The sequence below is a fragment of the Trinickia sp. genome (assembly GCF_051953955.1).
Lineage (GTDB): Bacteria > Pseudomonadota > Gammaproteobacteria > Burkholderiales > Burkholderiaceae > Trinickia.
Genome location: NZ_JBQCIF010000079.1, coordinates 100,508 through 123,524, shown reverse-complemented (window position 1 = coordinate 123,524; position 23,017 = coordinate 100,508). Strand labels below are relative to the sequence as shown.

Sequence of the window (23,017 nt, the reverse complement as noted above, 5' to 3'; positions counted from 1 at the left end):
CGCGGTATGATCGCAGCGACGCAAAAGCTCTCCCGACAATGGCTCATTCAACTTCACCGTCCTCGGTGGCCGCAACCGTTACGGGCATCGCGGCCGGCATGGCGCTCGTGCACTTTCTCCAACCCGTACTCGTGCCGTTCTTTCTCGCAGCGCTGCTGCGAATATGGGGCGATGCCGTGGTGCGGTCCACTTCGCGGATGCTGCCCCGTGCACCGCTGTGGTTGGTGCGGATGGGAACGGGCGCCCTGATGGTGGCGGTAATCGTCGTGATCTGTTACGTCCTCGCGGAGGGCGTCGGCTCGGTGATCCATCAAGTACCGGCCATCGTTTCGCGGCTCGACGCGCAGTCTCAGCGAATCGCGCACGCCACGGGCATGAGAGGCGCCCGGTTCTTCAGTTCGGCGATCAATCACATCGATGCGCCGGCGCTCGTTCAGTGGCTGGCGTCACGCATTCATGAACCGGTCGAGATCATATTGCTCACGCTGCTGATTGCGACGTTCATGCTGGCCGTGCCGAGTGCGCAGGACAATCCGAAGCTCGAGATTCTCGCCCGCCATGCGGCGCGTGCGGCGAGGCAACGCGCGATCATCATTCACATGACGGACAGCATCCTCAGCTACATGAACGTGCAGTTGGCGGTCAACAGCACGATCGCGCTTGCCGTTACCGGAGCGTGCTACTCGTTCGGGGTGAAAGGGACGGCGTTCTGGGGCGCGACGGCTTTCATCCTCGCGTTCATTCCCGTGATCGGCCCGCTGGTCGCGAGCGCGTTGCCTGCGCTGTTCGCCTTCGCGCAATTTCCGACGGCGTGGCATGCTATCGGTCTCTTCGCTTCCATCGAAGCGATTTTCATCGTGGCTCATAACCTCGTCCTCCCGAACCTGCAGGCCAAAGGTCAGAACATCGATGCCATAGCCGGGCTGCTTGCGCTCGGTATCTGGACGCTGCTATGGGGCGTTTGGGGCGCGCTGCTCGCGACGCCGCTCACGATGTTGATCATGATCACCATGGCGCAATTCGAAAGCAGTTGGTGGTTCGCCGCTGTGTTGTCGCACGATGGGCGGCCGGAAGCGGGTATCGATACGTTCGGCGATGGCCGCACGGAAACGGAGATTTAGCGGGATCTGCCGAAACGAGGCAGAGGCCTCCTCTACCGTCAGTCCGGGGGGGATCCGCGGCGATCTCCGCGTCTCATTCGATCGCCTCGTGCGGCAGCCCCACATAATTCTCGGCGATCGTTTTCAACCCAGCGTTGGAACTCGTGTAGTACTCATAATCGACGCGCTGCATCTGCTTGTCGAAGCCGTCGCGATCGGGAAATTCGTGAAGCAGGTTCGTCATGAACCACGAGAAGCGGACGGCTTTCCAAACGCGTCGCAGCGCGATCGACGAATACTTTTCGATCCAATCGGTGCGGCCGTTCTCATAGACGCCGCGCAGGATCCGATACAGCGCGCCGACGTCGCTCGCCGCGAGATTGAGCCCTTTGGCGCCGGTCGGAGGGACGATGTGCGCGGCGTCGCCGACGAGAAACAGCCGGCCGCATTGCATCGGCTCGACCACGTAGCTGCGCAGCGGCGCCACGCTCTTTTCGAGTGAATCGCCCGTCACGAGCGCATCGGCTACGTCGTTCGGCAAGCGCGCTTTCAATTCGTTCCAAAAGCGCTCGTCCGACCAATTCTCGGCTTTCTCCGTCAGCGGCACCTGCAGATAATAGCGGCTGCGCGTGGTCGAACGCTGGCTGCACAACGCAAAGCCGCGCGGATGGTTCGCATAGATCAGTTCATGGTTGACGGGCGGCGTATCGGAGAGCAGCCCGAGCCACCCGAACGGAAACACGCGCTCGTATTGCGTGAGGCGATCGACGGGTATCGTCTTGCGCGACACCCCGTGAAAACCATCGCAGCCGGCGATGAAGTCGCATTCGAGCGTCACCGTCTCGCCGTCCTTCTCGAACGTCACGTAGGGCGTGTTGCTTTCGACGTCGTGCAATTGAACGTTGCCGGCTTCATAGACGGTCGTGCCGCCGCTTGCTTCGCGGGCCGCCATGAGGTCGCGCGTCACTTCGGTCTGGCCGTAGACGATGACGGTGGAACCGCCCGTCAATGCCTTGAGATCGATGCGGTCACGCCGGCCGTGGAAAGCGAACTCGACGCCTTCGTGCACGAGCCCCTCCGCATCCATCCGTGCGCCGACGCCAGCTTCGCGCATGAGATCGGCCGTGCCTTGCTCGAGCACACCGGCCCGGATTCGCCCCAGCACGTAGTCGCCCGTTTGCCGTTCCAGCACGACGTTGTCGATGCCCGCTCGTTGCAGCAGTTGGCCGAGCAGTAGGCCGGACGGTCCGGCGCCGATGATCGCGACTCGGGTTTTCATGGCAGTGTCTCCTATGGCGACGTGTCGTCGTTTCCTTGTATTTTTCGACGTTCGCCTCCAGGAGAGAAGGCACATTTTTGCAATAGAATAGGACTTTTCAAAGATCGCCAGATTCGCCTTCGGCTCGGTAGCAGGGCGCGAAGGGAGGACGAGGCCGCATATGGATCATTCGCCGCTCAAGGACATCCCCGTCTTCAAGCTGTACGGAGAAGGGCATGAATGGCATACGCCCGATCTGCTGCACTGCGAATCGATCCCGGCGCGCAGCAGTCTGCACGACTGGGAGATCCGCGAGCATCGGCATGCGGACCTCGCTCAGATTCTGTATCTGCAGAAAGGATCGGCGGTCGTCAACATCGAGGGCGAGCATACGGAGATTGCCCGGCCGTCGATTCAGGTCGTGCCGCCCCTATGCGTGCACGGCTTTCGTTTCAGCCACGACGTCGACGGCTTCGTCGTCACGCTCGCCGCGCCGCTCGTCGGATGGCTGCAGGAGCAGATCGACGCCCGGCATCCGATCCTCCACTATCCGGCATGCCATCCGGCCGGCAAGGATCGCGGTTATCTGGATACCCTTTGCAGGACGATCGATCGTGAATACGCCACGCCGGCGCCGTCGCGCGATCTGCTGCTCCGATCGCTCGTCAGCGCGCTCGTGGTGTGGGTAGCCCGGCAACAAGCGCGGGAGGCCAGCGCCGGCGAGCGGCGCGACCGGGGCCAATCCCATCTGCAGGCCTTTTCCAAGCTCGTCGAGAAACACTATCGCGAGCATCTGTCCATCGCCGACTATGCGGCGCAACTCGGCATCACGGCCGTGCATCTGAACGCCGTGTGCCAGCGTCTCGTGGGGCAGAACGCGCTGTCGATCGTTCATCAGCGATTGCTGCTCGAGGCGAAGCGCAATCTCATCTATACGACGCTCAACGTCAGCCAGATCGCCGATTTGCTCGGGTTTTCCGAACCTGCCTACTTCACGCGGTTCTTCAAGCGGTTGACGGGCGGCACGCCGAACCTCTTTCGCAAACGCGGTTGAACGGCGCCTTGCCGCGCCGCGCGATTTCCTTATCGCATCCTCGCTGACGGCCACAGCGGCACTTCCGCTCGTCGGCCCCTCGCCTGGCGGCGGCCGCCATTCCCGATGGATGGCGCACGCCGCCTTTTCCGCGTTTTCCCCTAGTTTCGCGTACTTGCAATTGCTCGCGTAAACGTTATGCTTCATAACGAATATTGAAAATAACTATATCGAACGCGACAACAATCGGAGACGCAGACATGAACGACCCTTTGCAGCACGACACCGCCTACGAGCGCAAGACGCTGATCTTGCTTGGGCTCGGCTTCGGTCTCGTCGGCCTCGACCGCTGGATCGTGGCGCCGCTGTTCCCCCACATGATGCGCGACCTCGGGCTCGATTTTCAGCAGCTCGGCAGCCTAATCGGCATTCTCAGTGTCGCCTGGGGCGTCTGGGCGATCGCGATGGGCCCCGTGTCGGACCGCATTGGCCGCAAGAAGATGCTCGTCGTCACGATGGTCGCTTTCTCTTTGCTTTCAAGCCTGTCCGGGCTCGCGGCCAGCTTCGGCAGCCTCATGCTGATCCGCGCCGTCATGGGCGTGGCGGAGGGGGCCTTCACGCCGGCCAGCGTCGCGGCCACGGGCGAGGCTTCGCTGCCTTCGCGGCGCGGCTTCAATCAAGGGCTGCAGCTCAGCATGTTTTCGCTGCTCGGCCTCGGCTTCGCTCCGATCATCGCGACGCAGTTGCTGCGCGTCGTGCCGTCCTGGCATTGGGTCTTCATGATTTCGGCCGTGCCGGGACTGATCGTGGCCGTATTGATCGCAACGATGCTGCGCGAGCACCCGCGAAACGAGCTCCCGCATCCCGACTTCGTGCATGCGAAGGCAAAGTGGTCCGACTTGTTCCGCAGCCGCAACGTCCTGCTCGCGACGCTCGCGATTCTGTGTGCGATGGCCGGCATCTTCGTCGTCAGTGCGATGGTTCCGACTTATCTCGTCGAAGTGCTCCATTTGGACACGCAAAGCATGGGCTTCGTCGTGTCGGCGATCGGCTTCGGCGGCTTCGTCGGTTCGTTCGGCGTGGCGGGCGTATCGGATTTCATCGGGCGGCGTGCGGCAGCGGTCATCGCTTTCGTCGGCGCGGCCATCTTGCTCTATGTGTTCTCCCGCACGGGAGCCAACCCGCAACTGCTGTTTGCACTGCTGTTCGGCATCTCCGTGTTCGCTTTGGGTTTGCTCGGCTTGCTGAGCGGGCCGATCGCCACCGAAGCCGCGCCGCTGGGTCTCGTCGCGTCGTCGGTCGGATTCGTATCGGGCACGGGCGAGATCTTCGGCGGGGGGCTCGCGCCGTTCATCGCCGGTTTCATCGCGCAGCGCTTCGGCTTGCCGGCGACGCTCGAGTTCGCACTGGCAGGGCTGGCGGGCGGTGCCGTCGTAGCGCTGTTCCTCGTCGAGACGGCGCCGCGCAAGCGCGCGGCCGCTGCGGGCGACGCGTTCGCGGCGTCACGCGATGCCGCGTGACGCCACTGGAAGCGATGCTTCGGTGATTCGTTAGAGATCGATTCGAGATTCATACCAAGCCCGTGGCGACGACCGCGGGGAACACTCAGATCAGGCAAGGAGAGTTTTCGATGAAGCGCAAAGCAGTTTTGGCGGCGGCCGGCACGCTGTTCGCATCGCACGCGTTTGCCCAGAGCAGCGTGACGTTGAGCGGGTTGATCGATGGCGGAGTGTCCTACATCAGCAATTACGGCGGTAAAAGCATCGTCAAATTCGACGACGGCATCGAAGTGCCCAACCTGCTGAAGATCGACGGCAAGGAGGATCTCGGTGGCGGTCTCAAGGCCGTGTTCGATTTGACGAACCAATTTCAACTGGGATCGGGTTCGTTCATGCCCGGCCAGAGCCTGTTCGGACGCAACGCTTATGTCGGGCTCGACGATCGGCAATGGGGCCGTTTGACGCTCGGCAACCAGTACGACTTCATGGTCGATTCGCTGTTTTTTGGTCTCAACGACGCCGCGTTCTATGCGCAGGGCGTCTATGATTTCCGCAATGGCCCATTTGCCGGGCTGGCGTTGCCCAACAACCCGACGGGCGCGTTCGACTGGGACCGGATGGCGGGCGAGCGCGTGCAGAACTCCGTCAAGTATTTGAGTCCGACGATAGGCGGCTTCTCCGCAGGGGCGATGTACGGCTTCGGCAACGTGGCCGGCTCGATCGGCGCGAGCAACGCCCAAAGCTTCGGGCTCAATTACGTCAACGGACCGTTCGGTGCGAATGCCGCCTACACGCTCGTCAAGACGAATGTCGGCGGTGTGCAGGACAGCGTGCGCAACTGGGGTGTCGGCGCGCATTACCATATCGGCCGATTGGTGACGACGGCGCTGTTCACGACCGTGCGCAACGAACTGAACGGCGCCGGCGTGTGGCAGGCCGAGGTCGGCGCGGCCTATTCGTTCAATAGCCCATGGCTCGTGAGCGGCGTCTACTCGTATATGAAGGGCAATCAGATCGTGAACAACAATCACGCTCATCAATTGACGGCCGAAGTGCAGTACAACTTCTCGAAGCGCACGAACGTCTATGTCGCGGCGGTTTATCAGCGGGCCAATGCCGGTGCCAACGCACAGGTGAACGACGTCATGGTCGCGTCGAGCAGCCCTTCGCAATTCATCGGCCGCATCGGTTTGCAGACGCGGTTCTGAATCCGGCGAACCTCGCCAACCTCGCGCTCACGCCTCGCTGCCTTCGGGCGGCGAGGCGGGTGTCCCCCAGCGCCGCATTCATGGCGCGCTTGCGCCTCACTCCACGAAAATCTTGCGCAGCAGCGCCTTCAATTGCTCGCGCTCGGCTTCGCTCAGGCGCTCGAGCGCCTCGGCGTCGGCCAGCGCCGCGGCCTTCAGCGCGCGGCCGTAGTGCCGCACCCCCTGCGTGGTCAACTCGACGTGCTGCACCCGTTTGTCCTCGGTGCTGCGTTGGCGTGCCAGCAAGCCCCGCGCCTCGAGCCGATCGAGCAGCGTGGCCAGGTTCGGCGGCGCGACGGCGAGCGCTTCGGCGAGCGCACGCTGATTGATGCCGGGGTTGCCCCGCACGATGGACAGCACCGAAAATTCGGCCTGCCGTAAGTCGTGCTTTTCCATCTCCTTGTCGAACAACGCCTGAATCACGAGATAGGCGCGCCGGATGTTGTAGCCGACGAGATCGAGCAAGGCGGATTGATCCGCCCGCTCGCTCGCGTCGTCGCCGGAAGAGGGCAGCATCAAAGACATAAGCGTGGGGGAGAGTGATCGGAACGTGCGTGAAAAGGCGCTTCAATCTTAACATGCCATTCCGCGCCGACATGGCGCTCGCAACGACCTTCCTAGATCGTTTGCGCCGTCATCTAGTTATGTGTTATAACTATTTCCATCGAAAACGAATGACTGTTTGGTGGTGGATATGACGCAACCTTCCTACGAATTCCTGAAAGTCGAGCATGCCGATGCTCTGGCATTCGTTTGCCTGAACCGGCCTGCCAAACGCAACGCGATCAGCGATCCGCTCGTCGCGGAGTTGCGCCGGGCTTTCGAAACGATGCCGGACACGGTGCGCGCCATCGTCCTGCATGCAGAGGGCGAGCACTTCTGTGCCGGCCTCGATCTTTCCGAAATGCGCGAGCGCGGCACGGTCGAGGCGATGCACCACTCGCGCATGTGGCATGCGGCGTTCGAGCAGATCCAATTCGGGAAGGCGCCCGTCGTCGCCGTCTTGAAGGGCGCGACGATCGGCGGCGGTCTCGAGCTCGCATCGGCCTGCCACGTTCGGGTGGCCGAAGCGTCCTCGTTCTTTGCGCTGCCCGAGGGCAGCCGCGGCTTGTTCGTCGGCGGCGGGGCATCGGTGCGCGTGTCGCGGCTCATCGGCGTCGCGCGCATGACAGACATGATGTTGACGGGGCGTGTCTATGACGCGCGCGAGGGCTACGACGCCGGTATCGCGCAATACCTCGTCGGGGAGGGAGAGGGGCTCGCCAAGGCCCGCGAATTGGCACAACGCATCGCACAGAATTCTCCAACGACGAACTACGCCGTCACGCAAGTGCTGCCGCGCATTGCCGATCAATCGATCCAGGACGGCCTCTTGACCGAATCGCTGATGGCGTCGGTTGCGCTCAGCGATCCGCAGACCCAAGACCGCCTGGCCGCGTTTCTCGAACATCGGTCCGCCAAGGTGTGGCCGAAATAGATCCGTGCGCGAGCACGCGGCGCGGTGGGGTGTGGTGCGGCACCGCGCGGCGAAAACAAGACCTGCTCGACGGACGATCGGAAGAATCGTAGTCGCGAACGGAATGGAAGGAGACATTCGATGACAACTCACCCTTATCGGCGCGTGCAGTTCGGCGTCGGCCCGCTCGAAGTGACGGAAAGCCGCGACGGCGTCTTGCGCGTGCGGTCGACCACGCCGCTTACCGCCTATCCCGAGCGCGTGATCGATCGGCTGTTCGAGCACGCGGCCGCTGCTCCCGATCGCACGTTCATCGCTCGCCGCGGTGCGGATGGGCAGTGGCAGCACTTGACCTACGCTCGGGCGGCTGCGGCCGCGCGCGGCATCGGCGAGGCGCTGCTCGCCCGGGGGCTCGACGCCGAGCGGCCGGTGGCGATTTTGTCGGGCAACTCGATCGAGCATGCCCTGGTGGCACTGGGCTGCCTATGCGCGGGCGTGCCGTATGCGCCGATCTCGCCCGCTTATTCGCTGCTCGACAAGAGCTTCGGCAAGCTGCATCACATCATTTCGCTCGTCACGCCGGGGCTCGTTTTCGCGGACGACGGGATGCGCTTTGCCGCGGCGATCGCCGCGGCCGTGCCGGCAGACGTCGAGATCGCGGTCGCCGAAGGTGCGCCGGCGGGGCGTCCATGCACGACGCTCGCAGCGCTGCTCGAGACCCCGGCGACGGCCGCGATCGACCGAGCGCGCGCGACGACGAGCGGCGAGACGATCGTGAAATTCCTTTTCACGTCCGGTTCGACGAAGATGCCGAAGGGTGTCGTCAACACGAACCGCATGTGGTCCAGCAATCTCGCGATGGAGACGGCCGCGTGGCCATTCCTTGCGGAAGCACCGCCTGTTTTCCTCGATTGGCTTCCTTGGCACCACACGTTCGGCGGCAATCAGAACTTCGGGCTCACGCTGTTTCATGGGGGCACGCTGTATCTCGACGACGGTAAGCCCACGGCCGACGGTATCGCGACGACGCTCGCGAACTTGCGCGAGATCTCGCCGACGGTCTATTTCAATGTGCCGAAGGGCTGGGAGGAAATCGCACGCGCGCTCGAGGCCGATGCCGCGCTGCGCGAGCGTTTCTATGCGAGGTTGCGCATGCAGTTCTACGCGGGCGCGGCGCTCGAGCAGCCCGTCTGGGATCGGCTGCATGCCAGCGCGGTGGCGCACTGCGGCGAACGGATCGTGATGAACACGGGGCTCGGCATGACCGAGACGGCGCCGTCCGCGCTGATGATCACGGAAACCGAGGTGAGCGCGGGCCAGATCGGCGTGCCGCTGCCCGGCATCGAGCTGAAGCTCGTGCCGATCGGGGAGGGTGCGAGCCGCAAGTTGGAAGTGCGTTACCGCGGCCCGAACGTGACGCCGGGGTACTGGCGCGCACCCGAGCAGACTCGCGACGCATTCGACGAGGAAGGGTTTTTCCGCTCGGGCGATGCGGTGCGCTGGCTCGATCCGTCGAATCCGAACCGCGGGTTCGTCTTCGACGGCCGCGTGGCTGAAGATTTCAAGCTGAACACCGGTACGTGGGTCAGCGTCGGTCCGTTGCGGCAACGCGTGATCGCCGCGGGCAGTCCCTATGTGGCCGATGCGGTCGTCACAGGCCAAGACCGGGACGAGGTCGGCGTATTGATCGTGCCGAATATGTCGGCGTGCCGGGCGCTGGCAAACTTGCCGCAAGCCGATGCCGCGCAGATCTTTGCCGATGCACGCGTGATCGAAGCGTTTCAGCAGATGCTCGACACGCTCTATGCCGAAGGCACTGGCAGTGCGAATCGCGTGGCGCGCGCGGCATTGCTCGATCCGCCGCCTTCGCTCGCGACCGGCGAAATCACGGACAAAGGTTCGATCAATCAGCGTGCCGTCCTGACGCAGCGCGCGGCCGTGGTCGACGCGCTACATCGCGGCGCTGCGACCATGCGGATATGGCTGCCGCGACGCTAAGCAGCAGCGCAACATGGATTGGATTTGCCTTAGGCCGTCCGTCCATTTGGGAAACTAACCAAGGAAGCAAGCGTATGGACATCGACAATTTGATCGCGATCGATACGCACGTACATGCTGAAGTGTCGTGCTGTCAGCCGCCCGACCTGTTCGGCAAGGAATTCGACGATGCCGCCGACAAGTATTTCGGCACCGTGCTGCGCCAGGGGCGGCGCCCGACGATTCCCGAGACGATCGAGTACTACCGCGAGCGCAAGATCGGCTTCGTCATGTTCACGGTCGATGCGGAAAGCCAGATGGGGCGCCGGCGGATTCCGAACGAGGAAATCGCCGAGTTCGCCGCGAACAACCGGGACATCATGATCGCCTTCGCGAGCATCGATCCGCACAAAGGCAAGATGGGCGCGCGCGAGGCGAGGCGGCTCATCGAAGAGTGCGGCGTGCGCGGTTTCAAGTTTCATCCGACCGTGCAAGGCTTCTACGCGAACGACCGCATGGCGTATCCGCTTTACGAGGTGATCGCCGAATACGGGTTGCCGGCTGTCTTCCATAGCGGGCATTCGGGCATCGGCAGCGGCATGCCCGGCGGGGGCGGCTTGCGCCTCAAATACTCGGAGCCGATCCATCTGGACGACGTGGCGGCTGATTTCCCCGATATGAAGGTCGTCATTGCACATCCCTCTTGGCCCTGGCAGGACGAGGCGCTCTCGATCTGTCTGCACAAGCCGAACGTGTATATCGACTTGTCGGGATGGTCGCCGAAGTACTTCCCGCCTCAGCTGGTCCAGTATGCGAATACGCTGTTGAAAGAAAGGATGCTGTTCGCTTCGGACTTTCCGTTGATCCGCCCGGATCGCTGGCTCGAAGACTTTCAGAAGGCGGGATTCAAGCCTGAGGTGCATCCGCTGCTGCTGAAGGACAACGCGGTGAAGCTGCTGGGCCTGGGCACGGGGTCGGGTGTGTCGTCCGCGCCGGCCGCTTGATTCGCCGGTCGATCCAAGCTCAAAAAGGGGAAAATCGATGGAAGCAAAAGGCCAAGCTGCGCTCGTCACGGGCGCGGCATCGGGGCTCGGCGCACAGACGGCGCGCGCACTGGTCGCGGCGGGCGCGCGCGTCACGCTGCTCGACGTCAACGAAGCCGCATTGCATGCGCTCGTGGAAGAGTTCGGGCGGGATGCGGCGTTGGCGGCTCGCTGCGATATCACCGATGCGGCGTCGGTTGCGGCCGCACTCGATGCGGGTGAGCTCGCGCATGGTGTCGCGCGGGTTCTCGTCAACTGCGCCGGTATCGGGGGCGCGAAGCGGCTCGTGGGCCGCGACGGCAATGCGATGGCGCAGGAAGACTTCGCGCGCATCGTCAATGTCAATCTGCTCGGCACGTTCAACGTCATCCGGCTCGCGGCGGCGCGCATGACACGCACCGAGCCGCTGGCCGACGGCGAACGCGGCGTGATCGTCTGCACCGCGTCGATCGCGGCCTATGACGGCCAGATCGGGCAGGCGGCCTATGCGGCGTCGAAGGGCGGCCTCGTTTCGCTGACGTTGCCGCTGGCACGGGATCTGGCGCAATTCGGCGTGCGCGTCGTGACGATTGCACCGGGGCTCTTTCTCACGCCGCTGCTCTACGCGTTGCCCGAGGAAACCCAGCAGTCGCTCGCGCAGTCGATTCCGTTTCCGAAGCGGCTCGGCAAGCCCGAGGAATTCGCGGATCTTGCTCTGCACATCGTCGGCAATACGGCGCTCAATGGCGAAGTCATTCGGCTCGACGGCGCATTGAGGATGGCCCCGCGCTGAAGCGAAGGCGCTGACGCGAGAGGAGAAAGCGATGACGTAGAACATCCGCCGCGCGATCGTGCATCGCGCGGCGGATGTTTCATTGGTTTCGTTGGATCACGCCATCCGGACGATCGGCTTGATCGTCCTACCCTCGAGCGAATCGGCGATCGCTTCGTTGATCTGATCGAGCGTATAGAACTTGACCATGCGATCGAACGGGAACATGCCGAGCTCGTGCAAGCGGATAAGCGTGGGGATGAACGTATCGGGCGTCGATTCGCCTTCGACGATGCCCATCACGCGCCGGCCGCCGCTCATGAAATGCACCGCGTCGAGCGCGATCTCGGTGCCGGGCGCCGACGCACCGAGGATGCCGCACGTGCCGCGCGGAGCGAGGCTGTCGGCGGCTTGCCGTATCACTTTGGCGTTGCCCGTGGTATCGAGCGTGTAGTCGACGCCGTAGCCCGTCAATGCCGTCAACGCCCCGACGACGTCGTCGCGCGACGGATTCAACGTATGCGTTGCGCCGACGCTGCGCGCGAAATCGAGCCGGGCATCGTGCAGGTCGATTGCGACGATCGTCGTTGCCCCGGCCACGCGTGCGGCCATGATGGCCGATAACCCGACCGAGCCGCTGCCGAAGACGGCGAACGAAGCACCCGCCGGCACACGCAGCGCATTCATGACGGCGCCGGCACCCGTCTGCACGCCGCAGGCGAGCGGACCGAGCAGTTCGAGCGGGGCATCGGCGGACACTTTGACGACGTTGCGCTCATGACACAACGCGTGCGTGGCGAACGACGACTGACCGAAAAAGTTGCCGTGGATCGGCTCGCCGTCTTTCGAGAGTGCACGCGTGCCGTCGGTGCGGGTCCCGAAGAAATTGCGCGGGAAGAATGCGTGGCAATAGCTTTGAGCGTGCGCCGCGCACGCAGGGCAGCCTCCGCATGAATCATAGGTCATGACGACGGCATCGCCCGCCGCGACCTTGCGCACGTTGCGCCCCACGCGCTCGACGATGCCGGCGCCTTCGTGGCCGAGCACGACGGGATGCGGCGTCGGCAGCAAGCCGTCGCGCACGACGACGTCGGTATGGCAGACGCCCGTTGCGACCACGCGAACGAGGATTTCATCGTCGCGCGGCTCTTCGAGGTCGAGCGTTTCTATCGAAAGCGGGCCGCCCTTCTCGCGGACCACAGCGGCTTTGATTTTCATTGCTTGTCTCCGATTCCATATAAGACAGGGGACGAGTGTGAGCACTTGACGGGCGGCCGGCGCTGCTGCCGTTCCGCCGAAGGCGACACGCCTCAAGGCCAAGACTCAGAACGGCGTGCGCTCCGCCGCGCCCTTCACCGTCACCCATTGCCATTGCGTGTATTCGTCCGGGTCGGCCGGCCCGCCCATGCTGCCGCCGTTGCCTGAATCGCCGCGGCCGCCGAACGGGTTCACGCATTCGTCGGCCACCGTCTGGCCGTTGATGTGTAGCAGCCCGCACTTGAGCCGTTCGCCGATCGCCGTCGCGCGAGACAGGGACGTTCCGATCACGGCGCAGGACAAGCCGTACTCGGTGCGGTTAGCAAGCTCGACGGCTTCATCGTCGGTGTCGAAGGGCGTCACGACGGCCACCGGGCCGAAAATCTCTTCGTCGAACGCGCGCATGCCGGGCCGGACATTCGAGAGCACGGTCGGCTTGTAGAAGAGTCGCTCGTGGGTGCCGCCGGCTTCGAGCACGGCGCCGGCTTCGACCGATGCGCGCACGATCGAATCGACGTTCTGCAATTGCCGTGCGTTGATGAGCGGCCCGAGTGCCACCATGCCGCTGGCCGGATCGCCGATCGGCAGCGTATTGGCCTTTTCGACTAGGCGCCGCGTGAGCTCCGCGGCGATCTTGCGATGCGCGACGATGCGGCCCGTCGCCATGCAAATTTGTCCTTGATGGAAGAATGCGCCGAAGGCGGCATTGCTCGCGGCGAGATCGAGATCGGCATCGTCGAGCACGATCAGCGTGTTTTTGCCGCCCAGTTCGAGCGAGACCTTCTTGAGCAAGCGGCCGGCCAGCTCGCCGACCTTGCGGCCCGCGGCCGTGGAACCCGTGAAGGCGATCATTCGGACTTCGAGCGCCTCGACGACGGCGGCGCCCGCATCGGCATCGCCGGGCACGACTTGCAGGACGCCGGGCGGCAGGCCCGCTTCCTCGAACGCGCGGGCGATCAGGAAACCGCCGCTCACGGGTGTTTGCGGATCGGGCTTGAGTACGACGGCGTTACCCAAAGCGAGCGCCGGGGCGACGGAGCGCATCGACAGAATCAGCGGGAAGTTGAACGGCGAAATGACGCCGACGACGCCATGCGGCACGCGCCGTGCATAGCTCGTGCGTCCCGCGACGGACGGCAGCACGACGCCCTGCGGCTGCAGCGGCAGTCCCGCGGCGATATGGAGCTGCGTGGCGGCTTCGGCCACCTCGAGTTGGGCCTTGGCTGGGATGCCGCCCGTTTCTCGCGCGATGTAGCGTGCAGCTTCTTCGAGATGATGCTCGAGCGCAGCCGCCGCGCGTCGCATGATCGCGGCACGGTCGCGCGGTGGGAGCGCCGCCCATGCCGGCTGGGCGGCGGCGGCGGCTCGAGCGGCGCGCGCGACGTCGGCCGTACGCGCGAGGCCGACGTTCGTGAGCCGGTTGCCCGTCGCGGGCTCGATGACGTCGCGCGTCTCGCCGGCGCTATACCAGCTTCCGTCCGTCCCTCCGAACAGGCGGCCCGTCCAAGCGTCGTGGTCGATGAGCGGATTGCGAGGAGTGTCAGCCATATCCGATGTCTCCGTGTTTGAAATCGTTTGGGTTGCTGCGAGCAAGGCCGCATTTTTTTCCCGTGCGCTTCATGCGGGCGTGGTGCATGCCGATGCCGACGCTGCGGTGTAGGTCGTCGCTACGCTGCCGCAGAAAGTTATAGCACATAACAAATATGTCGACTATCGATTTCGTCGGGAGGGCTCCGGCATGGGGCGATACGCGCGGCGGATGGCGAGAACGGAAGCCGGCCGCGTTTTTCGGTCGTAGTCGTTTACCCGAATCTTCTCGTCACGGAGCTGGCATTCCGTGGATCGATGTATACAATCTAATGCATTCAGGTCGGGACGCGGCTTCGTTTGCGGTGATTGAATTTGCAAAATACACCGTATTTTGCGCTGAAAATGCACGGATCGACGGTGCGAGTATCCGTCACGCTACAAATCCACGATCTGATTTGTATACAATGAGGAGGATGCCGATGTTCTTGAAGAACGCATGGTATGTGGCCTGCACGCCCGACGAGATCGCGGGCAAGCCGCTGGGACGACGCATTTGCAACGAGCGCATGGTCTTTTTTCGCGGGCCGGATGGCGCCGTGACGGCGCTCGAGGATTTTTGCCCGCATCGCGGCGCGCCGCTGTCGCTCGGGTTCGTGCGTGACGGCCAATTGGTTTGCGGGTATCACGGCTTGACGGTCGATGCCGCCGGCAAGTGCGCGTCCATGCCTTGCCAGCGCGTAGGCGGCTTTCCGGCCACGCGCCGTTTTCCCGCTGTCGAACGGTACGGCTTCATCTGGGTTTGGCCCGGCGATGCAGCGCTTGCCGATCCCGACAAAATCCATCCGCTCGAATGGGCCGATCACCCGGAATGGGCGTATGGCGGCGGGCTCTATCACATCGCGTGCGATTACCGGCTCATGATCGACAATCTGATGGACCTCACGCACGAGACGTACGTCCATGCGTCGAGCATCGGCCAGGCCGAGATCGAAGAGTCCGCGCCGCAGACGAAAGTCGAGGGCGACACCGTCGTGACGAGCCGCTTCATGGAAAACATCATGCCGCCGCCGTTTTGGGCAGCGGCGCTGCGCGGCAACGGACTGGCGGACGACGTTCCCTGCGATCGCTGGCAGATCTGCCGCTTCACCCCGCCGAGCCACGTCATGATCGAGGTCGGCGTCGCACACGCAGGCCACGGCGGCTATCACGCCGATCCGCGCTACAAGGCGTCGAGCATCGTCGTCGACTTCATCACGCCCGAGACCGAGACGTCGATCTGGTATTTCTGGGGGATGGCGCGCAATTTCCGCCCCGACGATCACGAACTCACGGCGCGAATCCGCGAGGGACAAGGCAAAATCTTTTCGGAAGACCTGGCTATGCTCGAGGCCCAGCAGCGCAACTTGCTCGACTATCCCGAACGCAATCTCCTGAAACTGAACATCGACGCCGGCGGCGTGCAGTCGCGCCGCGTGCTCGAGCGCTTGATTGCGCAGAGCCAACTGCCTGTCGGCGCCGTGTCCGCTGCGCCGTGAGATCGATCATGCAAGTCAGAATCTCACGCAAATTTGCCGCGGCCACCGATATTTTCGCGTTCGAGCTCGTGCACCCGGACGGCGCACCGCTGCCCGCGTTCAGCGCCGGCGCCCACATCGACGTCACGCTTCCCAATGGGCTCGTCCGGCAGTATTCGCTCTGCAACGACCCGCTCGATACGCATCGCTACGTCATCGCGGTTCTGCGCGATGCGAATTCGCGAGGCGGGTCGATCGCGATGCACGCGCTGGAAGCGGGCGGCCTGCTCGAGATCAGCGAGCCGAAGAATCATTTTCCGCTGCACGGGGAGGCACGTCACTCGCTGCTGCTCGCGGGCGGGATCGGCGTGACGCCGATCATGTCGATGGCCGAGACGCTCAGTTGTGCGGGGGCGTCGTTCGAGATGCACTATTGCACGCGCAGCGCGGCGCGCACCGCGTTTCGCGACCGGCTGGCCGACGCTCGGTTTGCGCAAAGCGTTCATCTATACTTCGACGATGCGCAGGACGGCGGGCGATTGCAACTCGACGCACTGCTCGCGCGGGCTAGCCGCGATACGCATCTCTATGTATGCGGTCCGTCGGGCTTCATCGCTGCGGCGATGGAAGCCGCCAAGGCGGCCGGCTGGGACGATGCGAACGTGCATCGCGAGTTCTTTGCGGCGGCCCCGGCGCAAGGCGGCGCGGGGGCGTTTCAGGTGAAGCTGTCGAGCACGGGCCGTGTGATCGACGTCGCGCCCGACGTGACGGTGATAGCCGCGCTCGCGCAAGCGGGCGTCGAGGTGCCCACTTCTTGCGAGCAGGGCGTGTGCGGCACCTGTTTGACGCGCGTGTTGTCGGGCGAGCCCGATCATCGCGACGTCTACTTGCTCGACGAAGAGAAATCCGCCAACGATCGGTTCTTGCCGTGTTGCTCCCGGTCGAAGTCGCCCATGCTGGTGCTGGACCTTTGACGTCCGTGCTGGCCTAAAGGCAACGCCGCCTTGCGCGCTAGCCTCCCTTCGTTCTCGGCGCGAGTGATGAAGGGGGGCCGCTCGAGCAAGCGTTGAAGGATTTGCACGAGGATGGGAATGGAGTCATACGACGGAACATCGGGCGATCCCGGCGCATCGTCAGGCGCGTCGCAAACGGTCAAGGCGCAATTGGGGCTGCGAGAGCTGATTCTCGCAGGCGAATTGGCGCCCGGCGCGCGCATCACCGAACTATGGGCCGTGGACCGCCTGGGCATGTCGCGCACGCCCGTGCGCGCGGCGCTGATGCGGCTGCAGGACGAGGGGTTGCTCGACGCCGTGCCGTCGGGTGGCTATGCGGTGCGCTCGTTCAGCAGCACGGAAATCTACGATGCGATCGAGTTGCGCGGCACGCTCGAGGGGATGGCTGCGCGGCTCGCCGCCGAGCGAGGCGTGAACCGCGCACTGATGGCCGAGCTGCACGCATGCGTCGCCGAAATCGATGCGCTGCTGGCCGCGCCGAAGATGGGCGAGGCGAAGTTTTCGCGCTACGTCGAGCTCAACGAGCGGTTTCACCGTTTGCTCGCGTCGGCTTGCAACAGCGGTGTCGTCGAAAGGCAGCTCGCCAAGGTCATGGCGTTGCCGTTCGCCTCGCCGAGCGGGTTCGTCGAGGTGCAGTCCGTGGCACGCGACGCCTATCAGGTACTCGTCGTGGCGCAGGCGCAGCATCGATCGGTACTCGATGCGATCGAGCGCCGCGAAGGCGCGCGCGCCGAAGCGCTGATGCGCGAGCACGCGCGGATCGCGCATCGCAACTTGGAAAACGCGTTGACGAACCAGGCCGCCCGCTCGCGTCTGTTCGGCGCCAAGCTGATTCGCGAGGAAGCAGCGCCCGATTGAGGTGCTGTGCTAGACGACGGCGGGGCCCTACGGCTGCGCGTCTTCCTCCCGGAAAATCCGATCGGCGAGATGGAAAGCCGAATTGGCCGCCGGCACGCCGCAATAAATGGCAGTCTGGAGCAGCACTTCCTTGATTTCGTCGCGCGTGACGCCGTTGTTTTTTGCCGCGCGTAAATGCAGCGCCAATTCCTCGCCGCGGTTGAGCGCCACCATCATCGCGATGGTCAGCAGGCTGCGCGTGTGACGCGGCAAGCCTTCGCGCGTCCAAATCTCGCCCCACGCATAGCGCGTGATGAAACCCTGGAACTCTTCCGTCAGCGCCGTGCGATTCGCGAGCGAGCGGTCGACGTGTGTGTCGCCGAGCACCGCGCGGCGCACCTGCATGCCTGCTTCATAACGTTCGTCGTCTGTCATTCTCTCGTTTCCTAGTCACCGGTCAATTCAGATTCGGATGAGCGCAAGCTCACGAGCGCGCCGCGCGATAGCCCTCTAGGACCGCATCGACGAACTGCCGTGCCTGGCCGCTGTAACGGGCGGGATCGAAGAGCCCGTCGAGTTGCTCGTTGCTGAGCACGCGCGTAACGTCGGGATCGTCGCCGAGCACTTCGCGCAAGGCGCGACCGCTGGCTACTGCTTCGCGCGCCGCATGTTCGACGAGTTCGTGCGCCCGCAGGCGCCCGATGGATGCGCCAAGCGCGAGCATCACTGCTTCGCCGAGGATCAAGCCGCGCGTCATCCCGAGATTTTCGGCGAGCCTTGTAGTATCGACATCGAGCCCGGCCGCGATTTCGGTGATGTTCGCGAGCGCGCCCGCGCACAGCCGCGCGATGTCGGGCAGCGTCTCCCATTCGGCCTGCCAGCCGCCGAGCGCGCGCTCATGCTCCTGCACCATCGCGGAAAGCATCGTCGCGACGAGTCCGGGCACGCGAGCCGCGGCCGTCAACGCGGCGGCGCAGCCGACGGGATTGCGCTTGTGCGGCATCGTCGACGAGCCGCCTTTACCCGATGCGGACGGCTCGGCCAATTCGCCGACTTCGGTTTGCATCTGCAGCGAGACGTCGCGCGCGATCTTGCCGAGCGTGCCCGTCAATAAGCCCAGCACGGTCGCGGCTTCGGTCACGCGGTCGCGCTGCGTGTGCCAGGGGACGCTCGGCAGCGGTAGCGATAGGTCGCTCGCGAGCGCTCGCGCGACCGCGGGCGCCGCATCGCCGAGGCTGGCGAGCGTGCCTGCGGCCCCGCCGAACTGCAAGGCCAGGGCACGCGTGCGCAGTTGGGCGATCCGCGTGCGATGCCGCTCGAGCGCGTCGAGCCATTGCGCGAATTTCAGCCCCAGCGTAATCGGCAGGGCTTGCTGCAGCCACGTGCGCCCGATCATGGGCGTATCGCGGTAGGCCTCTGCCTGGCGCGCCAGCACGTCGCAAAGCGCATCGACACCTGCAGCGATTTGATCCAGCGCGTCGCGCAGTTGAAGCACCATCCCGCTGTCGATGATGTCTTGGCTCGTCGCGCCCCAATGCACGTATTTGGCGGCGTCGGCGGCGTGCTCTGCGACACGCGCCGTCAACTGCTTGACGAGCGGGATGGCCAGATTGCCGGCGCTCGCTGCCGCGGCTGTTAGCGCTTCGGCATCGAGCCGATCTGCCCGGCATGCCGCCTCTATGGGCGCCACCGCATCGGCCGGAATGACACCGGCAGCCGCCAGCGCGCGCGCGAGCGCCGCTTCGACGTCGAGCATCCGCTGCACCATGGACGTCGGCGCGAAGACGGCGAGCATCGCATCGGTCGAGGTCAGCCGGTCGTTGAGTCGTCCTTCATACGCGAACATGAGTGCGAGCTTCGAAGAGGAGAGGGAAAGCGATGTTGTTCGATAATCGCACAAGAGCGTGAATATCGAACGCATCGACGTAGATCGTATGCGCAGGCCGGGGCACGGGTCAAGCGCGCGATGGCCCGTGCACACGCATCATTGAGCCATCGTCGGCGGTCAACGCGAATGTCATACACGCCATGTCCCGCATCGTGCCGTGCGGGCGCCCCGCGTCGGGTGCGGATCTTCGGTCGTCGGCCGGTGCGATGCGCTGCTTCAGCGGGGCCGCCGCCGGCTAGTCGAGCGCGCGTTCGGTTGCGCGTGCCATAGGTCGGCATGCGTCAACTCACGCAAAATCTCGGCCAGTGCCTCGACCTGCGCCGAAGGTTCGCCCGCGCTGCGTCGCAGGAGCCCCACGGGCTCCTCCGCGTTCGCCATCTGCAGCGGCAACCGAGCGAGCTCGCCGCGGGTGAGGTCGTCGCGCGCCGCGAACTCGGGCGTGATCCAGATCGCGTTGGAGCGGCGCGTCAGCAAGCGGGCGACGGACACGGATAGCGTTTCCGTGCAGTTGCCCGGCACGCGCAGCGCGTGCGCATCGAAGAAGGCATCGGTATGAAGCCGCGGCACCGTCCCTGCGGGCGCGACGACGAGCGGGTGCGCGAGCACCGCCTGCGGCGAGACGGGGGGCGCGCCGAGCAACGGATGGCGCGGCTGCACGGCCATGACGAGCGGCTCGGCGTAGAGCAGCTCGAACGAGAGGCCCTGCATGGCCGAAGGGTCCGCCATGCGGCCGACCACGCAATCGAGATGCCCGGCCTTCAGCGCGGAAAGCAGCGCTTGATTCGTCGCGGTATGGAGGCGCACGCCCGTTTGCGGCTCACGCTCGCGCAGCCGCAGCAGCGCATCGGGCAAGACGCCGCTCGCCACCGTGGGCAGCGCGCCGAGCGCGAGTATCTGGACCGGAGGCGCGACGCTGCCTTGCAAAGCGCCCGCAGCCGATTCCATGGCGTGTTCGACGCCGACCGCATAGCGCAGGAAGTGCTCGCCGGCGGGCGTCAAGCGGGCGCCGTGCCGACCGCGTTCGACGAGACGGACGTTCGCGAGCGATTCGAGCTCGGCGAGCGTTTTCGAAACGGCGGGCTGAGTCAGATTCAACTGCTGCGCGGCACGGCCGAGATGACGCTCCCGCGCGACCGCGAGAAAACAACTGACGTGGCGAAAGCTGATTCGGGTTTCCATTACCGCAGGTTATGGAACGGCGGAACAGAAGTCAATTTACGCGCGCGCCCGTGCACCATAGAGTGGTCGCTGACAACATCGGCCCTTGCATGAACCGCCCTTGCAGTGCCGAACCTATTTATTCTTGGAGGAGCGCATCGATCATGTCAGACATGCCGACGGCCGGTTCCGGCCGCATCTATGGCGATTTCGCCCAGCGCGAGACGGCCATGCATCCGCCGGCCTACACGCCGGGCTACAAGACGAGCGTGCTGCGCTCGCCGCGCAACGCGCTCATTTCGACGTTGAACACGTTGTCGGAACGGACGGGGCCGGTGTTCAGCGCAGACGAATTGGGACCGCTCGACAACGACCTCATCCTGAACTTCGCGAAGGACGGCTTGCCGATCGGGGAGCGTATCGTCGTGCACGGCTACGTGCGCGACGAGTTCGGACGCCCCGTGCCGAATGCGCTCGTCGAGGTGTGGCAAGCGAACGCGGGCGGCCGCTACCGGCACCACAACGACAAGTACATCGCCCCGATCGATCCGAACTTCGGCGGCTGCGGACGCATGCTGACCGATGAAAACGGCTACTACGTCTATCGAACGATCAAGCCCGGCCCCTATCCTTGGCGCAATCGGATCAACGATTGGCGGCCGTCGCACATCCATTATTCGCTGAGCGGCGACGGATGGGCGCAGCGGCTCATCACGCAGATGTATTTCGAGGGCGATCCGCTCATCGCCCAATGCCCGATCATCAAGACGCTGCCGAGCGAGGAGCAGGTGCGTGGATTGATCGCCCTGCAGGACCCCGGCAACAACATCGCGCTCGATAGCCGCTGCTACCGCTTCGACATCACGCTGCGCGGCCGGCGCATGACTTATTTCGAGCCGACGAAGCCTGGAGACAAATGACATGACGAATCGCGCGATTTTTTCTCCGGTTGCAGCGTTCGGCCCCGTGCGGCTGCCAGAAACCGCTTCGCAGACGGGCGGCCCCTACGTGCATATCGGCCTTGCGCCGAAGCAGGCCGGCTTCGACATCTTCGAAAACAATTTCGGCCATGAGCTTGCCAACGCGCAGACGCGGGGCGAACGCATCGCGATCGAGGGCCGCGTGTTCGACGGCTCGGGCACGCTCGTGCGCGACGTGCTCGTCGAGATCTGGCAAGCCAACGCCGACGGCAAATACGCGCATCCCGGCGATAGCCGCGACCTGCCGATCGACCCGTCGTTTCGCGGCTGGGGGCGCGCGGGCGCCGATTTCGAAACGGGCGTGTTCCGCTTCGACACGATCAAGCCGGGCCGCGTGCCGGGGCCTGCCGGCGTGCTGCAAGCGCCGCACGTTTGCCTCGTGCTGTTCGCGCGCGGCATCAACGTCGGGTTGCATACGCGGCTTTATTTCGGCGACGAGCCCGAGGCCAACCTGCGCGATCCGGTCTTGGCCGGAATCGAGTGGGAAGTGCGGCGTCGAACGATGATCGCGCCGCGCACCGAGCGCGGCGGCGTGCCCGTCTACTCGCTCGACATCCGCTTGCAGGACACGCCCGACGGCGGCCGCGAGACGGTGTTCTTCGACATCTGAGCGACGGACGGCGATCGGGGGCATCAGGGCAGGGCGGCGGGCGAACGGGAAAGTTGTTCGATAATCGCACTGATTTTCGATAATCGCCATTGACCGTCCGCGGGTGCCGCACTACATTGTTCTGCAACCGTTCAGCAACCCGAAGAGGAACGCGCTATCGCTAGCGCATCCACCGATGATCGACAAAACCGTTTCTTCGCTCGAAGCCGCCGTGTCCGGCATATCCGACGGCGCCACCGTCATGATCGGCGGCTTCGGCTCGGCCGGGCAGCCGGCGGAGCTCATCGATGCACTGATCGAACAAGGCGCGCGCGATCTGACCATCGTGAACAACAACGCCGGCAACGGCGAGATCGGCCTTGCCGCGCTGCTGAAGGCGCGGCGCGTGCGCAAGATCATTTGCTCGTTTCCGCGCCAGGCCGATTCGCAAGTGTTCGACGGCTTGTTCCGCGCCGGCGAGATCGAACTCGAACTCGTGCCGCAGGGCAATCTCGCGTTGCGGATTCAGGCGGCCGGTGCCGGACTCGGCGCGGTCTTCACGCCGACCGGTTACGGAACGCGTCTTGCCGAGGGCAAGGAGACACGCGTGATCGACGGCAAGCCGTACGTGCTCGAATACCCGATCAAGGCCGAGTTCGCGCTGATCAAAGCGCACCGCGGCGATCGCTGGGGCAATCTCGTGTATCGGAAGGCAGCGCGCAACTTCGGCCCGATCATGGCGATGGCCGCGACGACGACCATTGCGCAGGTGTCCGAGATCGTGCCGCTCGGCGCGCTCGATCCGGAAACGATCGTCACGCCGGGGATTTTTACGCAACGCGTCGTTGCCGTTCCCCAAGTAAGCGCAAACGCACGGGTCGCCTAGG

General features: G+C 64.5%; 21 protein-coding genes. 14 read left to right on the top strand and 7 right to left on the bottom strand.

Annotation, left to right across the window (positions count from 1 at the left end; translation table 11 throughout):
* The first annotated feature begins 38 nt into the window (after positions 1–38).
* A complete protein-coding gene (locus tag ACTHNZ_RS15145; protein WP_440543329.1) occupies positions 39–1,121 on the top strand; it encodes an AI-2E family transporter in 1,083 nt (360 codons plus the stop codon).
* A 73-nt stretch (positions 1,122–1,194) separates the two neighbouring features.
* Here ACTHNZ_RS15145 and pobA read toward each other — a convergent pair whose 3' ends face one another.
* A complete protein-coding gene (gene pobA, locus ACTHNZ_RS15140; protein WP_440543328.1) occupies positions 1,195–2,379 on the bottom strand; it encodes a 4-hydroxybenzoate 3-monooxygenase in 1,185 nt (394 codons plus the stop codon).
* Between the two features lie 160 nt (positions 2,380–2,539).
* On the opposite strand from pobA, the gene ACTHNZ_RS15135 reads away from it, so the two are divergent.
* The 3 genes from ACTHNZ_RS15135 (at position 2,540) to ACTHNZ_RS15125 (ending at position 6,098) form a co-directional block, all read left to right on the top strand.
* A complete protein-coding gene (locus ACTHNZ_RS15135; RefSeq protein ID WP_440543327.1) occupies positions 2,540–3,412 on the top strand; it encodes a helix-turn-helix domain-containing protein in 873 nt (290 codons plus the stop codon).
* A gap of 239 nt (positions 3,413–3,651) precedes the next feature.
* Positions 3,652–4,911: an MFS transporter gene (locus ACTHNZ_RS15130; protein ID WP_440543326.1), complete on the top strand. Its 1,260-nt coding sequence runs from the start codon at positions 3,652–3,654 to the stop codon at positions 4,909–4,911.
* A gap of 110 nt (positions 4,912–5,021) precedes the next feature.
* On the top strand, positions 5,022–6,098 hold the full coding sequence (locus tag ACTHNZ_RS15125; protein WP_440543325.1) for a porin: 1,077 nt from the start codon (positions 5,022–5,024) through the stop codon (positions 6,096–6,098).
* A 96-nt stretch (positions 6,099–6,194) separates the two neighbouring features.
* On the opposite strand, the gene ACTHNZ_RS15120 is transcribed toward ACTHNZ_RS15125, so the two are convergent.
* On the bottom strand, positions 6,195–6,653 hold the full coding sequence (locus tag ACTHNZ_RS15120; RefSeq protein WP_440543324.1) for a MarR family winged helix-turn-helix transcriptional regulator: 459 nt from the start codon (positions 6,651–6,653) through the stop codon (positions 6,195–6,197).
* 178 nt (positions 6,654–6,831) lie between these two features.
* On the opposite strand from ACTHNZ_RS15120, the gene ACTHNZ_RS15115 reads away from it, so the two are divergent.
* From ACTHNZ_RS15115 to ACTHNZ_RS15100, 4 genes are all read left to right on the top strand, one after another.
* A complete protein-coding gene (locus ACTHNZ_RS15115; protein WP_440543323.1) occupies positions 6,832–7,614 on the top strand; it encodes a crotonase/enoyl-CoA hydratase family protein in 783 nt (260 codons plus the stop codon).
* Positions 7,615–7,734: 120 nt separating this feature from the next.
* The gene (locus ACTHNZ_RS15110) at positions 7,735–9,591 is read left to right on the top strand and encodes a feruloyl-CoA synthase (RefSeq protein WP_440543322.1); all 1,857 of its coding nucleotides are present in this window, start codon (positions 7,735–7,737) and stop codon (positions 9,589–9,591) included.
* Positions 9,592–9,665: 74 nt separating this feature from the next.
* Positions 9,666–10,574 (top strand): amidohydrolase family protein, encoded by a 909-nt coding sequence (locus ACTHNZ_RS15105; RefSeq protein ID WP_440543321.1) that lies wholly within the window; start codon positions 9,666–9,668, stop codon positions 10,572–10,574.
* A gap of 37 nt (positions 10,575–10,611) precedes the next feature.
* Positions 10,612–11,385, top strand: coding sequence for an SDR family NAD(P)-dependent oxidoreductase (locus tag ACTHNZ_RS15100; RefSeq protein WP_440543320.1), 774 nt, complete (start codon positions 10,612–10,614; stop codon positions 11,383–11,385).
* Positions 11,386–11,481: 96 nt separating this feature from the next.
* On the opposite strand, the gene ACTHNZ_RS15095 is transcribed toward ACTHNZ_RS15100, so the two are convergent.
* Positions 11,482–12,582, bottom strand: a complete 1,101-nt coding sequence (locus ACTHNZ_RS15095) for an NAD(P)-dependent alcohol dehydrogenase (RefSeq protein WP_440543319.1) — start codon at positions 12,580–12,582, stop codon at positions 11,482–11,484.
* Between the two features lie 105 nt (positions 12,583–12,687).
* Positions 12,688–14,169, bottom strand: a complete 1,482-nt coding sequence (locus tag ACTHNZ_RS15090) for a benzaldehyde dehydrogenase (protein WP_440543318.1) — start codon at positions 14,167–14,169, stop codon at positions 12,688–12,690.
* Between the two features lie 461 nt (positions 14,170–14,630).
* Here ACTHNZ_RS15090 and ACTHNZ_RS15085 point away from each other — a divergent pair, with 461 nt between their 5' ends.
* The 3 genes from ACTHNZ_RS15085 (at position 14,631) to ACTHNZ_RS15075 (ending at position 17,536) form a co-directional block, all read left to right on the top strand.
* Complete coding sequence (locus ACTHNZ_RS15085) at positions 14,631–15,686, top strand: aromatic ring-hydroxylating dioxygenase subunit alpha (protein ID WP_440543317.1); 1,056 nt, start codon at positions 14,631–14,633, stop codon at positions 15,684–15,686.
* 8 nt (positions 15,687–15,694) lie between these two features.
* Positions 15,695–16,639 (top strand): PDR/VanB family oxidoreductase, encoded by a 945-nt coding sequence (locus tag ACTHNZ_RS15080; RefSeq protein WP_440543315.1) that lies wholly within the window; start codon positions 15,695–15,697, stop codon positions 16,637–16,639.
* 117 nt (positions 16,640–16,756) lie between these two features.
* A complete protein-coding gene (locus ACTHNZ_RS15075; RefSeq protein WP_440543314.1) occupies positions 16,757–17,536 on the top strand; it encodes a GntR family transcriptional regulator in 780 nt (259 codons plus the stop codon).
* Positions 17,537–17,563: 27 nt separating this feature from the next.
* Here the strand turns inward: ACTHNZ_RS15075 and pcaC are convergent, their stop codons facing one another.
* The 3 genes from pcaC to ACTHNZ_RS15060 form a co-directional block, all read right to left on the bottom strand.
* The gene (gene pcaC / locus ACTHNZ_RS15070) at positions 17,564–17,950 is read right to left on the bottom strand and encodes a 4-carboxymuconolactone decarboxylase (protein ID WP_440543313.1); all 387 of its coding nucleotides are present in this window, start codon (positions 17,948–17,950) and stop codon (positions 17,564–17,566) included.
* Between the two features lie 49 nt (positions 17,951–17,999).
* On the bottom strand, positions 18,000–19,361 hold the full coding sequence (locus ACTHNZ_RS15065) for a 3-carboxy-cis,cis-muconate cycloisomerase (protein WP_440543312.1): 1,362 nt from the start codon (positions 19,359–19,361) through the stop codon (positions 18,000–18,002).
* A gap of 258 nt (positions 19,362–19,619) precedes the next feature.
* A complete protein-coding gene (locus tag ACTHNZ_RS15060; protein WP_440543311.1) occupies positions 19,620–20,582 on the bottom strand; it encodes a LysR substrate-binding domain-containing protein in 963 nt (320 codons plus the stop codon).
* Between the two features lie 152 nt (positions 20,583–20,734).
* On the opposite strand from ACTHNZ_RS15060, the gene pcaH reads away from it, so the two are divergent.
* The 3 genes from pcaH to ACTHNZ_RS15045 all read left to right on the top strand — a co-directional run bounded on the left by pcaH (position 20,735) and on the right by ACTHNZ_RS15045 (position 23,016).
* A complete protein-coding gene (gene pcaH / locus ACTHNZ_RS15055) occupies positions 20,735–21,481 on the top strand; it encodes a protocatechuate 3,4-dioxygenase subunit beta (protein WP_440543389.1) in 747 nt (248 codons plus the stop codon).
* Position 21,482: 1 nt separating this feature from the next.
* Positions 21,483–22,151 (top strand): protocatechuate 3,4-dioxygenase subunit alpha, encoded by a 669-nt coding sequence (pcaG, locus tag ACTHNZ_RS15050; RefSeq protein WP_440543310.1) that lies wholly within the window; start codon positions 21,483–21,485, stop codon positions 22,149–22,151.
* A 175-nt stretch (positions 22,152–22,326) separates the two neighbouring features.
* Complete coding sequence (locus ACTHNZ_RS15045) at positions 22,327–23,016, top strand: 3-oxoacid CoA-transferase subunit A (RefSeq protein ID WP_440543309.1); 690 nt, start codon at positions 22,327–22,329, stop codon at positions 23,014–23,016.
* Position 23,017: the final 1 nt, after the last annotated feature.

Coding starts and splice junctions, on each gene's coding strand:
- ACTHNZ_RS15080 (WP_440543315.1), top strand. CDS start 15,695: ATGCAAGTCAGAATCTCACGCAAATTTGCCGCGGCCACCGATATTTTC.
- ACTHNZ_RS15100 (WP_440543320.1), top strand. CDS start 10,612: ATGGAAGCAAAAGGCCAAGCTGCGCTCGTCACGGGCGCGGCATCGGGG.
- ACTHNZ_RS15090 (WP_440543318.1), bottom strand. CDS start 14,169: ATGGCTGACACTCCTCGCAATCCGCTCATCGACCACGACGCTTGGACG.
- ACTHNZ_RS15095 (WP_440543319.1), bottom strand. CDS start 12,582: ATGAAAATCAAAGCCGCTGTGGTCCGCGAGAAGGGCGGCCCGCTTTCG.
- ACTHNZ_RS15110 (WP_440543322.1), top strand. CDS start 7,735: ATGACAACTCACCCTTATCGGCGCGTGCAGTTCGGCGTCGGCCCGCTC.
- pobA (WP_440543328.1), bottom strand. CDS start 2,379: ATGAAAACCCGAGTCGCGATCATCGGCGCCGGACCGTCCGGCCTACTG.
- ACTHNZ_RS15060 (WP_440543311.1), bottom strand. CDS start 20,582: ATGGAAACCCGAATCAGCTTTCGCCACGTCAGTTGTTTTCTCGCGGTC.
- ACTHNZ_RS15135 (WP_440543327.1), top strand. CDS start 2,540: ATGGATCATTCGCCGCTCAAGGACATCCCCGTCTTCAAGCTGTACGGA.
- ACTHNZ_RS15105 (WP_440543321.1), top strand. CDS start 9,666: ATGGACATCGACAATTTGATCGCGATCGATACGCACGTACATGCTGAA.
- ACTHNZ_RS15125 (WP_440543325.1), top strand. CDS start 5,022: ATGAAGCGCAAAGCAGTTTTGGCGGCGGCCGGCACGCTGTTCGCATCG.
- ACTHNZ_RS15045 (WP_440543309.1), top strand. CDS start 22,327: ATGATCGACAAAACCGTTTCTTCGCTCGAAGCCGCCGTGTCCGGCATA.
- pcaH (WP_440543389.1), top strand. CDS start 20,735: ATGCCGACGGCCGGTTCCGGCCGCATCTATGGCGATTTCGCCCAGCGC.
- ACTHNZ_RS15145 (WP_440543329.1), top strand. CDS start 39: ATGGCTCATTCAACTTCACCGTCCTCGGTGGCCGCAACCGTTACGGGC.
- ACTHNZ_RS15075 (WP_440543314.1), top strand. CDS start 16,757: ATGGAGTCATACGACGGAACATCGGGCGATCCCGGCGCATCGTCAGGC.
- ACTHNZ_RS15115 (WP_440543323.1), top strand. CDS start 6,832: ATGACGCAACCTTCCTACGAATTCCTGAAAGTCGAGCATGCCGATGCT.
- ACTHNZ_RS15065 (WP_440543312.1), bottom strand. CDS start 19,361: ATGTTCGCGTATGAAGGACGACTCAACGACCGGCTGACCTCGACCGAT.
- pcaG (WP_440543310.1), top strand. CDS start 21,483: ATGACGAATCGCGCGATTTTTTCTCCGGTTGCAGCGTTCGGCCCCGTG.
- pcaC (WP_440543313.1), bottom strand. CDS start 17,950: ATGACAGACGACGAACGTTATGAAGCAGGCATGCAGGTGCGCCGCGCG.
- ACTHNZ_RS15085 (WP_440543317.1), top strand. CDS start 14,631: ATGTTCTTGAAGAACGCATGGTATGTGGCCTGCACGCCCGACGAGATC.
- ACTHNZ_RS15120 (WP_440543324.1), bottom strand. CDS start 6,653: ATGCTGCCCTCTTCCGGCGACGACGCGAGCGAGCGGGCGGATCAATCC.
- ACTHNZ_RS15130 (WP_440543326.1), top strand. CDS start 3,652: ATGAACGACCCTTTGCAGCACGACACCGCCTACGAGCGCAAGACGCTG.